General features: G+C 70.8%; 11 protein-coding genes. 7 read left to right on the forward strand and 4 right to left on the reverse strand.

Annotated features, from left to right (window positions below; all coding sequences use genetic code 11):
* Positions 1 to 236: 236 nt before the first annotated feature.
* Positions 237 to 1,064 (reverse strand): GDSL-type esterase/lipase family protein, encoded by an 828-nt coding sequence (locus IEZ13_RS26650; protein WP_183223892.1) that lies wholly within the window; start codon positions 1,062 to 1,064, stop codon positions 237 to 239.
* Positions 1,065 to 1,247: 183 nt separating this feature from the next.
* Between IEZ13_RS26650 and IEZ13_RS26655 the strand changes: the two genes are divergently transcribed.
* Entirely contained in the window at positions 1,248 to 2,861 is a 1,614-nt protein-coding gene (locus tag IEZ13_RS26655) for a peptide chain release factor 3 (RefSeq protein ID WP_229795057.1), read from the forward strand.
* Positions 2,862 to 3,160: 299 nt separating this feature from the next.
* On the opposite strand, the gene IEZ13_RS26660 is transcribed toward IEZ13_RS26655, so the two are convergent.
* Positions 3,161 to 5,038 (reverse strand): glycoside hydrolase family 5 protein, encoded by a 1,878-nt coding sequence (locus IEZ13_RS26660; RefSeq protein ID WP_183223893.1) that lies wholly within the window; start codon positions 5,036 to 5,038, stop codon positions 3,161 to 3,163.
* A gap of 75 nt (positions 5,039 to 5,113) precedes the next feature.
* On the opposite strand from IEZ13_RS26660, the gene IEZ13_RS26665 reads away from it, so the two are divergent.
* The 3 genes from IEZ13_RS26665 (at position 5,114) to IEZ13_RS47565 (ending at position 6,832) form a co-directional block, all read left to right on the forward strand.
* The gene (locus IEZ13_RS26665) at positions 5,114 to 5,323 is read left to right on the forward strand and encodes a DUF4287 domain-containing protein (RefSeq protein WP_183223896.1); all 210 of its coding nucleotides are present in this window, start codon (positions 5,114 to 5,116) and stop codon (positions 5,321 to 5,323) included.
* 185 nt (positions 5,324 to 5,508) lie between these two features.
* Positions 5,509 to 5,856 carry a phosphotransferase gene (locus IEZ13_RS46805; RefSeq protein ID WP_229795059.1) on the forward strand — a complete coding sequence of 116 codons (348 nt, stop codon included), beginning with the start codon at positions 5,509 to 5,511 and terminating at the stop codon, positions 5,854 to 5,856.
* Positions 5,857 to 5,917: 61 nt separating this feature from the next.
* A complete protein-coding gene (locus tag IEZ13_RS47565) occupies positions 5,918 to 6,832 on the forward strand; it encodes a phosphatase PAP2 family protein (protein WP_183223898.1) in 915 nt (304 codons plus the stop codon).
* On the opposite strand, the gene IEZ13_RS26680 is transcribed toward IEZ13_RS47565, so the two are convergent.
* Positions 6,760 to 8,226, reverse strand: a complete 1,467-nt coding sequence (locus tag IEZ13_RS26680; protein ID WP_183223900.1) for a family 43 glycosylhydrolase — start codon at positions 8,224 to 8,226, stop codon at positions 6,760 to 6,762. The two genes, IEZ13_RS47565 and IEZ13_RS26680, sit on opposite strands and share 73 nt — an antisense overlap.
* 207 nt (positions 8,227 to 8,433) lie before the next feature.
* Here IEZ13_RS26680 and IEZ13_RS26685 point away from each other — a divergent pair, with 207 nt between their 5' ends.
* Positions 8,434 to 9,879 (forward strand): family 43 glycosylhydrolase, encoded by a 1,446-nt coding sequence (locus IEZ13_RS26685; protein ID WP_183223902.1) that lies wholly within the window; start codon positions 8,434 to 8,436, stop codon positions 9,877 to 9,879.
* Positions 9,880 to 9,918: 39 nt separating this feature from the next.
* Here IEZ13_RS26685 and IEZ13_RS26690 read toward each other — a convergent pair whose 3' ends face one another.
* On the reverse strand, positions 9,919 to 11,760 hold the full coding sequence (locus IEZ13_RS26690) for a rhamnogalacturonan lyase (RefSeq protein WP_183223904.1): 1,842 nt from the start codon (positions 11,758 to 11,760) through the stop codon (positions 9,919 to 9,921).
* A 323-nt stretch (positions 11,761 to 12,083) separates the two neighbouring features.
* Between IEZ13_RS26690 and IEZ13_RS26695 the strand changes: the two genes are divergently transcribed.
* Positions 12,084 to 12,632 (forward strand): hypothetical protein, encoded by a 549-nt coding sequence (locus IEZ13_RS26695; RefSeq protein ID WP_183223906.1) that lies wholly within the window; start codon positions 12,084 to 12,086, stop codon positions 12,630 to 12,632.
* Between the two features lie 144 nt (positions 12,633 to 12,776).
* Complete coding sequence (locus IEZ13_RS26700) at positions 12,777 to 14,519, forward strand: helix-turn-helix domain-containing protein (protein WP_183223908.1); 1,743 nt, start codon at positions 12,777 to 12,779, stop codon at positions 14,517 to 14,519.
* Positions 14,520 to 14,588: the final 69 nt, after the last annotated feature.

The raw sequence follows: 14,588 nt of genomic DNA on the forward strand, positions 1-14,588 counted from the left end.
CCTCCGCCGGTCCGGCCCCAGATCACTCAAACCATTCTCCGGTACGGGTGAGCCCGTCCCGCCTATCAGGACGGTTCCGCCCTGCCACGCGAGCTCACCGCCCACTCCCGCCCCTGCCGCGCCCGCCGGGCTGAGCTCGGTGGTCACCCGCACACGATCACGGCACCGTATGCACCCACCGGGCTCATCACCGGGGCCGCCGCACACGTGGGGCCTCTCGTGTGCGGCGGCGCCCTCTACAGGAGGTAGGTGGACAGCGGGATGTTCTGGGTGCGCAGCGCGCCGGCGACGAGGCCGGCGATGCGCTGGGCGCCGTACGTCTCGAAGTGGGTGTGGTCGTTGCAGAAGTACCGGCCGACGAGGCCGGCGGTGTAGTCGCCGTTGTTGGGGCAGAGCCGGACCGCGTTGTAGTGGTTCACGCTGAGCGTCTGCAGGTCGATGAGCGGGGCGCCGGTCGCGGTGGCGGCCGCCTGGGTCTGGGTGACGAAGCCGCGGTTCTTGACCGCGGTGCTCCCCGAGCAGGTGATGGCCGCCACGGCGGTGAGCAGCACCGGGTGGGCGCCCCGGGCCAGTGCCGTGCGGGCCATCATCGTCATCAACTGCTGGTAGCGGGCCGCCCCGACATGACGGGGGCAGGTGGTGGAGCCGTCGTTGATGCCGAACTGGATGAACAGGTAGTCGCCGGCCTTCATGCCGTCGAGCACCCGCTGCCAGCGCGCCGACGACGTCGTCGAGTTCAGCACGCACTCACCGTCGGCGCCGATGGTGGAGGTGACGTTGCCCTCGTAGAGCCACGTCTGGATGCTGCGGCCGCCGAGGGCCAGGTTGTTGACGACGACGTCGCTGGTGAACAGCGGGTCGAACTGGGCGCCCCAGCCGACCGGGCAGGTGGCGGGCGGGTTCGCCATGGTGGAGTCCCCGGCGAGCCAGACCGTGGTGGGGGCCGCGGCGGCCGCCGCGGCGGCGGGACGGATGCCGCATCCGGGCAGCTCGGCCGAGACGGGGGCGGCCAGCAGCAGGGGTACGGCGAGGGCGGTGGCGATCAGTAGGCGAAACGAGCGCATGGGACCTCCATGGGGGGATGAATCGTTTCACGCACGAGCCTAAGTATCGACGAATCTCGATGTCAAGCGGGAGTATGACGCTTCCCACCGGGGCTTTCCGTGGGTCTGATCCGGGCCGACCTTAAAGTTGCAGGGGCGGCGGCGCGGAGGCGCCGGGCGGGTCACAGGGGAAGTTGGGGTTTCGTGAGTCAGAGCGTGTCGTCAGCAGCCACGACGGCGGGTGTCGGAGTCCAGGCGGCCAAACGGCGTACCTTCGCGGTGATCTCGCACCCGGACGCCGGCAAGTCGACGATGACCGAGGCGCTCGCCCTGCACGCCCGGGTGATCGGGCAGGCCGGGGCGGTGCACGGCAAGGGCGACCGCCGGGGCGTGGTCTCCGACTGGATGGCCATGGAGCAGGAGCGCGGCATCTCGGTCACCTCGGCCGCGTTGCAGTTCTCCTACCGGGACACGGTCATCAACCTGCTGGACACCCCCGGTCACGCCGACTTCTCCGAGGACACCTACCGGGTGATCACCGCGGTGGACAGCGCCGTCATGCTGCTGGACGCCGCGAAGGGCCTCGAGCCGCAGACGCTGAAGCTGTTCGAGGTGTGCCGGCAGCGCGGCATCCCGGTCATCACGTTCATCAACAAGTGGGACCGTCCGGGCAACGACGCGCTCGCCCTGATGGACGAGATCGAGCAGCGGATCGGGCTGCGGCCCACCCCGCTGACCTGGCCGGTCGGCATCGCCGGGCACTTCCACGGCGTGATCGACCGCCGGACCGGGGTGTTCACCCGCATGCAGCGGTCCCCCGGCGGCGCCGACCTGGCGATCGAGGAGGACATGACCGCCGCGGAGGCGGCCGAGCGGTTCGGGGCGGACTGGACCACCGCCACCGAGGAGCTGGAGCTCCTCGAGATGACCGGCGCCGACCACGACCAGGAGGCGTTCCTGGGGGCGACCACCACGCCGGTGCTGTTCGGCGCGGCGGTCGCGAACCTCGGCGTACGCCAGCTGTTGAACGTGCTCGTGGAGCTGGCGCCGCCGGCGACCGCGCGGCCGACCGCGGCCGGCACCGACCAGCCGGTCGACGCGCCGTTCTCCGGGTTCGTCTTCAAGATCCAGGCGAACATGAACCGGGCCCACCGCGATCAGGTGGCGTTCATGCGGGTGTGCTCCGGCAAATTCGAGCGTGGCATGGTCGTCACCCACGGCGGCACCGGCAAGCCGTTCACCACGAAGTACGCGCAGCAGATCTTCGGGCAGGGCCGCGACACCATCGACGAGGCGTTCCCCGGCGACGTGGTCGGCCTGGTCAACGCGACGGCGCTGGGCATCGGCGACACGCTCTACGCGGGCCGCCCGGTGCGTTACCCGGCACTGCCGTCGTTCCCGCCGGAGCACTTCGCGGCGGTCCGCACCGACGACACCTCTGCATACAAGCGGTTCCGCCGCGGCATCGAGCAGCTCGACGCCGAGGGTGTGATCCAGGTGCTGCGTTCCGAGCAGCGCGGCGACGGCACCCCGGTGTTCGCCGCCGTCGGGCCGATGCAGTTCGAGGTCGCCACCCACCGTCTCGAGGCCGAGTTCGGGGTGCGGGTGAAGCTGGAGTTCCTGCCGTACGAGATCGCCGCCGTCACCGACGCGGCCGGCCGCGAGATGCTGCGCGGCGAGTCGAACGTCGAGGTGATGACCCGGGTCCGCGACGACGCGCTGCTCGCCGTCTTCCAGCACCGCTGGCGGATGCGCACGGTGGCCGGCCGCCACCAGGGCCTCCGCCTCGACGGGGTGATCGACGCCGGCCTGTCATAGGCGGACAGGCGTCCGGCCGCTCATGAGCACCAGCAGCGGCCGGGCCCAGGCAGCAGCGGAAAGCGGCCCAGGCCAGACGCAGGCGACGGCAGAGCCGCCCCCGCCTCTCACAAGCGACGACAAAAGGCATGCGGCCGGCACGGGCAACGGCAAAGCAGCCCAGGCCGGGCGCGGGCAATGGCAGAAGCCGGCAGGCCGGGCGCGGGCAATGGCAGAAGCCGGCCAGGCCGGGCGCTCTCAAGCGACGGCAAGAGCATGCGGCCCGGCGCGGGCGACGGAAGCAGAGCGGCCCCGGCCGCTCATAGGCGACGGCAGAAAAGGGCGTCCGGGGTTTTCGAGGACAGGAAGCGTCCGGTGTAGGCGATTCCGGCCACGTACTCGTTGTCGGCGCACTGGCCCTTGTAGTGGCCGCTCGCGAAGTCACCGCCCGGCCCACCGGCCGGGCGGTTGTCGCCGCGGTCGAACCACACGGTCCGGCCGCTGTCGGTGGCCGCCGTGGGCCGGGCGGTGGCGCACAGGGCGCTGGACACGGCGGCGCCCCGCACCGCGTAGCCGATCAGCACCGACGACGCCGGGCACTGCAGCTTCGTGTAGCCGGACGCCCAGTCGCGGGAGACGTGCCGTTCGTCGGTCACCACCTGGTAGGCGCTCCAGACGGTCGCGCCGGACACGTCGGTGCACAGGCCGCGGTTGCCGGTGTGGCTCAACCCGATCAACCGTTGACCGTCCGGGCAGGCGGCCTTGCGGGCGCCCCGGTCCCAGTCCGGCTGTGCACGCATCAATGTTGACGCGATGAAGTCAACATGATCCGGGCTCAACATTGACCGTGACAGGACAGGATCAACGTACCCCTGTCGTGTCGTGGCATCGACCAGCCGCTGCCAGGCGGCCGACCGCCAATCCGGACCGTCGATCAGCCCGGATCGCCGCCCCGCGGCGTCGAAGAACAGCAGCCCCCACTCGTTGCCGCTCTCCGCCCAGCCGACCACCGGCCAGTAGGCGAAGTCGGCGTCGGCCCGGATCAGGATGTCGACGAAGTTCTCGAACCAGGCCCGTTGCGGGCTGCCCGGAGCGGCGTCGGCGGCCACCCCGAACTCGCTGATCCACACCGGCGCCGTGAAGTGGTTGCCGGACTCCCCCGCCACGAACAGGGCGTCCCGCTGCACGACGGCGGCCAGATCGGCGGCGCTCAGATCCCGGTAGCGCGGATCGGTCGTCTCGCCGGTCCCGGTGGCCCCGCTGTGGTTCGGGCCGGTGTAGTCGTAGAAATGCGCCGAATACACCAGCTTCCCGGACCGGACCAGGGTGTGCGACAGGGTACGGACCGGCCGCAGTGTGGGCCGCTCGTGCGCGAACCCGTCCACCGGGATCCCGGTCCAGTTGATCCCCTCCACGATGATCAACAGGTTCGGGTTGGCCTCGGCGAGGATCCGGTCGCCGGTGCGCTGCGACGCGGCGAACCAGTCGTGGGCGTTGCCCCAGCCCCAGTTCGGGTCGTCCAGGACGGTACGCCGCACCTCGTTGTACAGATCGGCGCCGACCACCCGCGGATCGTCGCGGTAGCGCCGGGCCATGAACAGCCAATCGTCCTCCCACTGCTGCACGCTCTGCGACGTGTTCCAGCGCTCGTTGCCGTCGACGGCACAGCACCAGCGGGTGGTGTTGGTGTGGTTGTTGAGGATCACGGCGACCCCGGCGCCGGTGAGCGCGGCGACGACCCGGTCGTACACCTGCAACGGTGTGAGCCCGCGCAACTGCGGATTCGCGGCGACGGCCGGGTCGGTCACCGGGCGGGTGTCGCGCAGCATCTCGTTCGAGAACGGCAGCCGGACGCTGTTGAGCCCCAGCTCCCGGAATCCGGCGACGATGGTGGCCAGCGGCGCCCGGTCGAGCCCGAGCGGGATCCGCCCCGAGTTCTCCCCCGCGTGATGGTTGGCGTTGTCGGCCGTGTCGCCGGAGCCGTTCCACGTGCCGCTCGCGCCGTGCCAGTTGCCGGAGCGCAGTTTGAAACGCTGCCCGTCGGCGTCGACTATGTAGCGGCCACGGGTCGACAATGGGCCGGTCCATCCGGGTTCGGCCGCGACGGCGGCCGGTGCGCCGGGCAGCAGGGTCGCGAACGACGACGACAGAACAACAAGCAGGCGTACGACGATGTGCACCCGTCCATTGAAGAACATGAACGGATTTCAGGAAATACCTTTCGGTGACCCAGATCACCGATGAGTTCCCGGGGCGGGGCCGGTCTACCCCGCATGACCAACCCGGTGAAGGGCCCCGCCAGCTATTTTCCGTCGATCGAGAAGAAGTACGGGCAGCCGATCGCGTACTGGACCGAACTCATCCGCTCGTCCCCGCTCACCCGGCACGGTGAACTGGTCTCCTGGCTGAAGGTTGAGCACGGCCTCGGGCACGGGCACGCCAACGCCCTGGTCGCGCACACCCTCGCCGAACAGAGGAACTGACCGGGCGGCGCACGGAGGCCCGGATCCCGCCGAGAAGCGGGGCCGTCCGGCGCACATGCGCGCCGAGTCGCGGCTCGTGGCGGGCGCGACTCGCCGGACCGGGACACGCCCGGTCCGGCGACCGACGTCAGGAGGCGTACGTCTGGAATTCGGCGACCTTCGGCGTACCGGAAGAGCTTGTGATCTTGAAGGTCAGCAACCTGCTGGTGGCGGACGGCCGCCTGACCGGGTTCGTGGACGGTGAACGGTTCCTCTACGGCGACCCGCTGCTCGACTTCACCTCGGCCGCCCTGTTCCGCCGCATCGAGGACGAACCCGAACACCCCTTCCTTCAGGGGTACGGCGAGGTCCGTCTCGACGCGCCGGCGCTGCGCCGGCTCAGCCTCTACCGGCTGCACCTCCACCTGCTGATGACCGTGGAGATGCCGAGCCGGCGGATCACCCGGGAGGCGCACCCGGAGCGCTACGAGCGGCTGGCCGAGCTGCTCGACGAGGAGCTGACCGAACTGGCCCGCCCGGTGCCGGTCGCCTAGGTTCCCGGGTTGACCCGGGGTCGTAAGCTCGGTCGCTCGACAGGATGGAAGGCTGCCCGACATGACCGACATGACCCCGAGGCGTCTGGGAGCGCCGCTGGTCGTCGGCGCGCTCGCCGCCCTCGGGACGCTGGCGACCTATCACGTGTTCGTGCGCACCATCTCCGGGCAGTGGCTGGACACCGCCGCGATGCTCGGCACCGACGTGGAGCATCCCCGGCTCGCGCAGATCCTGACCCGGGTGCTGAACGGCACCACTCTGGCCGGTCTGGTGCTGGTCTGCGTGGTCGTGGTCGCGGTCGGCGTGGTTCGGCGGCGGCCCGGCCTGGCGGTGGCGGCGGCGGTGCTGGTGCTCGGCGCCAACGGCACCACCCAGTTCCTCAAGGACGTCCTGACCCGGCCGCCCATCGACCGGCTGGAGTTCGCGAACTCGCTGCCCAGCGGCCATACGACGGCCGCCGCGTCGGTGGCGTTCGCGGTGGTCCTGGTCCTGCCCGAGGCGGTCCGCGCGACCGCCGCCCTGTGCGGGGCCGGTTACACGGCGGCGATCGCGATCGCCACCGTGTGGTCGCAGTGGCACCGGCCCAGCGACGCGGTCGCCGCCATGCTCGTGGTGCTGGGCTGGGGTGCGCTGGTGATCCTCGGCGTCCGGCTGACGAGCCTGGACCGGACGGCCGCCACCGGCCGCCCGAGCCCGCTGGGTGTGCTGCCGCTGGCGCTGACCGGGCTGGTCACGGCGCCCGCCGCGGCCCTCGGCTTCCTCGCCGCGAAGGCGTCCGAGCCGATGACCACCACCCCGGAGCCGAGCCGTATCGCTGTCGCCTCCGGGGCGGCCGGGATCGCCGCGGTCGTCGCCGCCACCTTCCTGGTGTGGCTGTGGCTGGCGACCGACGGCGAACGCGGTCAGGACGTGCGGCGGAAGGTGGCGTCGGCGCGTTCGGCGGCGGTGGAGACCGGGTCGATCCGCAGCACGTAGTTGCTGTGCCGGATGTAGCGGGTCGGGAAGTTGTACGACTGGAACGACGACCAGGAGGAGTCCGCCAGTCCGGCCACCTGACGGAAGGTGGCGTCCTGCCGGAACGTCGCCGTCCCGTTGTTCGGTTCGAGCCGCAGCACGTAGTTGTTGTGCCGCAGGTAGTGGCCGGGGAAGTTGACCGACTCGAACGAGACGGCGGTGCTGTCGGCGAGGCCGGCCACGACGCGGAACTGCGAGTCCAGCGCCGGGGTCACGTTCGCGTCGATGCGGGTGGCGAAGTTCGAGTGGCGTACGAATCGGTCCTGGAAGTTGTAGGACTGGATTCGCTGGACCGTGACCGCGCCCGGGTTGCCCAGCTCGCCGGAGGGCCCGGCCAGCACCGTCGCGGTGGAGACCGGGACGCCCAGGTTGGGGGTGCCGTCGGCGTTCCAGGAGATCCGCTGGGCCCGGCTGGTACGCGTGGTGCCGCACCCCTGCGAGGTGGAGCTGTTGGCGTGGTAGACGATCCAGTCCTCGGTGCCGTCCGGTGACTTGAAGAAGCTGTGGTGGGCCGGCCCGTAGACCCCGTTGGCGTCGCTGCGTTGGAAGAGCGGGTTGGCGAGCTTGGTCCACGCGGACCGGTTGAGCGGGTCGGAGCCGGTGAGCTCGAGCGCGCCGATCTTGTAGTCGGGGGTGCCGCAGAAGCTGGCCGAGTAGGTCAGGAAGGTGCGGCCGTTGCGCTGGAGCACGTACGGGCCCTCGTTGACCGGGTTGCCGACCCGTTCCCAGGCCAGCGTCGGCTCGGAGATGATGATGCCGAGCGACGCGGGTGTCCACGGGTTGGTCAGGCGGGTGATGAAGAGGCTCTGCAACCCGCCGTTCTCGAACCCGCCGTTGTTGTTGAAGGCGGAGAACACGAAGTAGTTGACCCCGCCGACGGTCATCACGCTGCCGTCGATCGACCAGCCGTTGTTCGGCATCAGGGTGAGCGCGCCCTTGTAGGTGTACGGCCCCATCGGATCGGTGCCGGCGCTTTCGAGGACGTGCTGGCGCTGCCCGCCGCAGCAGGCGGACGGCCCGGCCGAGTAGTAGAGGTACCAGCGCTGCCCGTTCGGCCCGTTGAGCAGGTGCAGGCTGGGCGCCCACATGTTCGACACCGCGTTGGGCTGCGACATCGTGAACACGGTCGTCTCGGCGGCGGTCTTCAGCCCGGCCAGGGTGGTGGATCTACGGATGAGGATCTTCCCGGTCCACGTCGTGGCGGCGTAGTAGTAGTTGCCGTTGTAGTAGCTCATCCACGGGTCGGCGCTGTTGGGAGTGCCGACGACCGGGTTCTGATAGGACGCTCCCGGCGCGGCGAGGGCTGGGGTGGGCGTCACGATGAGAGCCATCGCGGTGACCAACACGGTGATCATGGCCCGTATCCGCACGGCACGCCTCCTTAAGCGTTAGCGCTCACAAAGATGACCGGCATGTTACGAGACATCCATATGCGTCACAAGGCTTGATCCCCAGCCTCTGCGACCGCCTTCTATTTCCGCGACGTTTCTTGACGTGACGGGTGATCGACGTGCATGTTAACGATCACACATCCCCGTCCCCCACCCACAAGGAAGTCATCGATGGGTCTTCGTGCTCGAATCCGTCGCAAGCTCACCGTCGCGCTGGCCGTGACGGTGGTGCTGCTGGCCGGCTTCGCCTCCCCGGCGTCCGCCCAATACATCAGCGTCAAGAACCCGGTCGTCTCGCAGCGCGCCGACACCGCGATCTTCAAGCACACCGACGGCTACTACTACATGACCGCGTCGGTGCCCGACTACAAGCGCGTCGAGCTGCGCCGCGCCACCACCCTCCAGGGGCTCGGCACCGCCGCCACGAGCAACGCGTTCGTCGCCCCGTCCAGCGGCGCCCTCAGCGGCTGGATCTGGGCGCCCGACATCCAGTACATCGACGGCGCCTGGTACATGTACTTCTCGGCGTCGCCCAACACCGCCCAGTTCGACCAGCGGCTCTACTGGATCCGCAACACCAGTGCCAACCCGATGACCGGTACGTGGAGCGCCCCGCAGCGCTTCAACACCGGCTGGGAGTCGTTCCAGCTGGACGCCGCGGTCTTCGTCAACAAGGGCGTCCGCTACTTCGCCTGGGCCCAGGACAGCCCGTCCACCAGCTTCAACAGCCACATGTACCTCGCCCGGATGAACGGCCCGACCGCGATCACCGGCACCGCCGTGGAGATCGCCCGGCCCACCGTGGCGTGGGAGAAGGAGGGCGTCGCCGGCGTCGTCGAGGGGCCGTCGCCGCTGGTCAAGAACGGCCGCGTCTACATCGCCTACTCGGCGTCCGCGACCGACTCCCGTTACAAGCTGGGCCTGCTGTCCTCGTGGGACACCAGCGACCTGCTCAACCCGGCGTCCTGGTACAAGCACCCGAACCCGGTCTTCCAGACCGCGAACGGCGTCTACGGCCCCGGCCACGGCAGCTTCACCGTCGCCGAGGACGGCGTCACCGACATGCTGGTCTACCACGCCCGCGACTACGCCACCCCGACGCCGGACGCGCTGACCGACCCGAACCGGCACACCCGCATGCAGCAGCTGCTGTGGCGGGAGAACGGCGACCCCTTCTTCGGCCAGCCGATCCCGAGCACCGTCACCAACCCGGGCATCCGGGGCCAGCACAGCAACCGGTGCGTCGACAACTACAACCGCGACACCACGCTGAACGCGCTGGTCCGCCTCTACGACTGCAACGGCGGCACGGCCCAGCACTTCGAGCTGACCTACAAGAACGGGTCGTACTACGAGATCCGTAACCGCAACACCGGCACCTGCCTGTCGAACATCAACGCCAGCACCGCCGCGAACGCCGACGTCGGCCTCTACACCTGCAACGGCTCCACCAGCCAGCAGTGGATCGTGCTGGACCGGGGCAGCGGCTGGTTCTCGCTGCGCAACGTCGCCGGCAACACCTGCCTGGACAACTACAACTGGGACGCCGCCAACGGCGCCCGCCTCTCCCTCTACACCTGCAACAGCCTGGCCGCCCAGAACTGGCGCCTCGGTTAAGCGGTTGCGGGGGCGGTCGCCCGCCCCCGCAACCCCCACTCAGCCGATCGCGAAGCTCGGGTGCGGCGGCTGGTTGTACGCGGTGTTCTGCCAGGCCACCGCCTCCCGGTACTGCCGGTCCTGCATCAGCGAGGCCCGCGAGATGCTGGTCGAGTCGGTGGTCGAGTAGATCCGCAGGGCGGTGTTGTTCGTGGTCGGCCAGATGACCTCCTCCCGCCAGTCACCGAGGATGTCGGCCTGCAACGACGGGGTGGCCTTGGTGCCGTTGTTCGAGTGCACGCCACTGGCGGTCAGCAGCCGGGTGTCGGCGCCGGTCCCGTACTTGTCGATCCGGGTCTGGTCGAGCAGCTCCCGCTGGGCGTCACCGTCCCACCAGATCACGAAGTTCGTCGACGACGGCTTGCGGCCGAGGTTCGCGCCACTCGCGCTGCGCAGGCCGTCGACCGCCGACGACCACGACTCGGCGCCCGCGCTGCCCGCGTAGACGTCGGCGGACACGCCCCGGCCGTTGTCGCAGCCGCACGACGCGGTCGACCAGATCAGAGCACCGGTACGCGCGTCCGCCATCCACATGGCCGGCTTGGACCCGTCCTCGGACACCTTGAAGACCTCCTGCCCCGAGCGGCTCGGGATCAGGTCGCTGACGTGGTAGGCGTCGCCGTGTCCCCGGCCCGTGGTCCACAGTCCGTAGCCGTTGTCGTCGACCGCCATCGCGCCGTACAGGATCTCGTCACGCCCGTCGGCGTCCACGTCGGCGATGGACAGCTGGTGGTTGCCCTGCCCGGCCCAGGCGGATCCGTTGGTGGACGAGTTGCTGTCGAACGTCCACTTCCGGGTCAGCGTGCCGTTGCGGAAGTCCCAGGCGGCGATCACGCTGCGGGTGTAGTAGCCGCGGGCCATGATGATGCTCGGGTACGACCCGTTGAGGTAGGCGGTCCCGGCCAGGAACCGGTCGACCCGATTGCCGTAGGAGTCGCCCCACGACGAGACGGTGCCGCGGGCGGGCACGTAGTCGGCGGTGGCCATGGCCCGCCCGGTCTGCCCGTTGAACACGGTCAGGAACTCGGGACCGGACAGGATGTAGCCCGACGAGTTGCGGTAGTCGGCGCTCGAGCTGCCGATCACCACGCCGGCGCCGTCCTTCGTACCGTCGGCGGTCTTCATGGCGACCTCGGCTCTGCCGTCGCCGTCGTAGTCGAACACCTGGAACTGGGTGTAGTGCGCGCCCGCCCGGATGTTGCGGCCCAGGTCGATGCGCCACAGCCGGGTGCCGTTGAGCTTGTAGGCGTCGATGAACACGTTGCCGGTGTAGCCGGACTGCGAGTTGTCCTTGGCGTTCGACGGGTCCCACTTGAGGACGATCTCGTACTGGCCGTCGCCGTCGAGGTCGCCCACCGACGCGTCGTTGGCCGAGTAGGTGTAGGCCACCCCGTCCGGGGTGGTGCCGCCGGACGGGATCTGGATCGGCACGTCCTGGTAGGCGGCCAGCAGCCCGACGCTGGGTTCCTCGGCGGCCAGGGTGACGGCCTCGGCGCCGTCGACGACCGGCCGCACGGTGTAGGACGCGCCGGCCGGGGCGCCGGCGTCGGTGTAGTTCGTGCCGGCGGCGATCGGCGCGGCGTTGATCTTGACCGATCCGCGGTAGACGTTGAACGCCACTCCGGCCGGGTCCGACGCGAGCAGCCGCCACGACAGGAAGTTCCCCCGTGACGTGCGCAGAGCGATCAGACCACGATCAAGATCTTCAGTGGTACGGGCGGACGGCGCGACAGCCGCGAGGGGGCCGCTCTCGGCGGCGGCCACGGAGGTGGCGCCGCCGAGCAGGAGCAGGGTGGTGGCCGCCAGCGCGACGGCCTTTCGGGGTAGGGCAGCGATGTGCATGGGGATCCCATCGTGTGCAGGAACGGGGACACACGGACCGCGCTCGGGGAAAGCGCGGGCGGAACGAGCCTCGGGGCGGCTCGCGGTTTCTTGAGTATGTTAACGATTCAATGGAGGGTCAAGCTTCGATGTCCATCGATTGAATTTCGGCACTCCGGGCCTCGCGTTGGACACCGCCGGACACCGGCCGATCTCGGCGAACCGGATATCACCGCAGCTCAGCATGGTCACATGACACCGTCCGGCACGCCGCGGGCAACCCGGCACGGCATCTTCCCGCGTAGATTCCGGCGGCCGGAACGGCACGGAGACTGGGGGAGACGATGCGCGACCTGAACGCGGACGAGCTGGACCGGTTGAAACGCTCGAATCACCAGCTGAGGCTCTCGGCCGTGGCGGTGGTCGTGCTGATGGGCGCGGTGCTGGCGGTCGCGATCGCCAGCGGCGCCACCCAGCTGGCGAGCTTCGGCGGGCCGCTCGGCGTCGCGGTCGGGGCCGTGCTGCTGGTCCCGCACCGCCGGATGCTGACCGAACTGGGCCTGACGCCCGCCGAGGGCAAGGCCGCCCTCCGGCAGGAGCGGCTGCGCCTCAAGGGCATCACCGCCCTGCCGGTGCGGGAGCGGGTCCAGCGCGAGACGCTGCGCGCCCGGGCCTGGCTGATCACCGCCCTGCTGAGCCTGGTGGTCTTCGCGGTCGCGGCGAACTATTTCTTCGGCCACGCCGGACAGCCGGTCGTGGAGGGCGAGTCCGACGGCTGGTTCACCGTGAGCCTGCCGGCCGGCATCGCGACCCTCATCCTCGTCCCGAGCGCGCTGGGCCAGGTCGTCAAGCACCGTAGGGAGGCCCGCGACATCCTCGCCGCCGGCCGCTGACCCAGGTCCTGTCCGGTGGGTCATCCAGCGCCACGGCGAGGCCCGAGCCCCCGTCCGGGACTTCCCCCGGGCACTTGGGTGACCCACCCGACAGGCCCTAGGCTCGCGGGTGCCGCTTCCCCCGCCCGCCGAGGAGTCCCCGGTTTGCCGACCGACCCCGCCACGCCGGCCGACCTGGGACAGGTGCTGCGGCGGCTGCGCCGGCGCCAGGCCCGGCAGACCGGCCGCAAGCAGCTGTCCTACCGCGACATCGCGGAGCGGGCCGGCTGGTCGCACGGGATGGTCGGCGAGTACTTCACCGGGCGGGTGCTGCCCCCGGCCGACCGGCTCGACAGCCTGATCCGGATCCTCGGCGCCACCGCCGCCGAGACGGCCATGCTGGCGAGGGTCCGCGACGGCATCGAGGAGGAACGCCGCCGGGCCGCACCGGGCCGCCGCACCGCGCCGGTCCCCCGGGATCTGCCGCCGCCGCAGCGCGCCTTCGTGGCCCGGGCCGCCGAGCTGGCCCGGCTGGACGAACTGGCCCGGCTGGACGGGACGGGCGGCCACGGACGGCCGATCGTGATCAGCGGCATGGCCGGGGTCGGCAAGACCAGCCTGGCGCTGCACTGGGCGCACCGGGTGGCCGACCGGTTCCCGGACGGGCAGACGTACCTGAATCTGCGCGGTTTCCATCCGGGCCGGGCGGTGGGCACCGGCGAGGCGCTGCGCCACCTGCTGCTGTCCCTGGGTGTGCCGGGTGATCAGGTGCCGGCCGATCCGGATCACGCGGCAGTGCTCTACCGCCGGACGCTGGCCGGCCGCCGGGTGCTGGTCGTGCTGGACAACGTGGCGGACGCCGAGCAGGTCCGGGGCCTGCTGCCACCGGACGGCTGCCTCGCGGTCCTGACCAGCCGGCGAGAGCTGACCGGGCTGGTGGTGGCGGAGAACGCGTACCCGCTGTCGCTGCGGCCGCTCGGCGACCGCGAGGCCGTGGACCTGCTCGCCGGACGGCTGGGTGGCGACCGGGCCGGGGCGGTGGAGCGGTTCGGTGACGAGGCGGCCGCGCTGGCCTGGTTCGCGGCCGGGCAGCGGGTGCTGCTCGCCGTCTTCGAGCTCGCCGCGCGTACCGGAAGGGATCGTGCGGCCTGGCAGTTGGCCTGGGGCATGGGTGAGTTCCTGGACCGGGGCGGCGACTGGCCGGAGTGGGCCCGGGTGCACACCGCGGCGCTCGCGGCGGCCGAACGGCTCGGCGATCCGAGGGCGCTGGCGTTCTCGCACCGGGTCGTCGCCACCGCGCACCTCCAGACCGGGAAGCCGGGGGACGCGGTGGCCCATCTGGAACGGGCCTACGAGCTGTGCCGCGGCATCGGCGATCTCGGCCGGGCGGCGAACTGTCTCTACCTGCTGGCCTGGGCGTACGAGCAGGCGGACCGGCTGCCGGAGGGCCTGGCCCACGGTGAGCGGGCGATCGCCCTGGCCCGGGTGGCGGACGATCCGGCGGTGCTGGGCTTCTCGCTCAACATGGCGGGTCACCTGCACAACCGGCTCGGCGAGCACGCGACAGCGGTCGAGCTCTGCCGGGAGGCCGCCGCCCTGCAACGCCGGGTCGGTCACCTGGCCGGGCTGGCGGCGACGTTGGACACGCTGGGCGCCGCCCACCACGGGCTCGGCGAGCACAAGCGGGCCGCCGCGGACTTCCGGGAGGCCCTGGAGTCGCAGGCCGAGCTGGGGTGCCGCTACGAGGAGGCGGACGTGGCCGGCCGCCTCGGCGACACGTGTCTCGCGATGGGTGACGTGGCGGCGGCCCGTGCGGCGTGGCAGCGCGGGCTGCGGATCCTCGAGTCGCTGCGCCACCCCGACGCCGACGATCTGCGCGACCGCCTGGACGCCCTGCCTGCCGGATGATGTCCGGCGCCGGGATCAGGACGATCCCGGCGCCGAAACGGGCTGCCGACCCGGCCATCCTCACCCGAG

Origin of the sequence: Actinoplanes campanulatus (genome assembly GCF_014647795.1) — a bacterium.
Lineage (GTDB): Bacteria > Actinomycetota > Actinomycetes > Mycobacteriales > Micromonosporaceae > Actinoplanes > Actinoplanes campanulatus.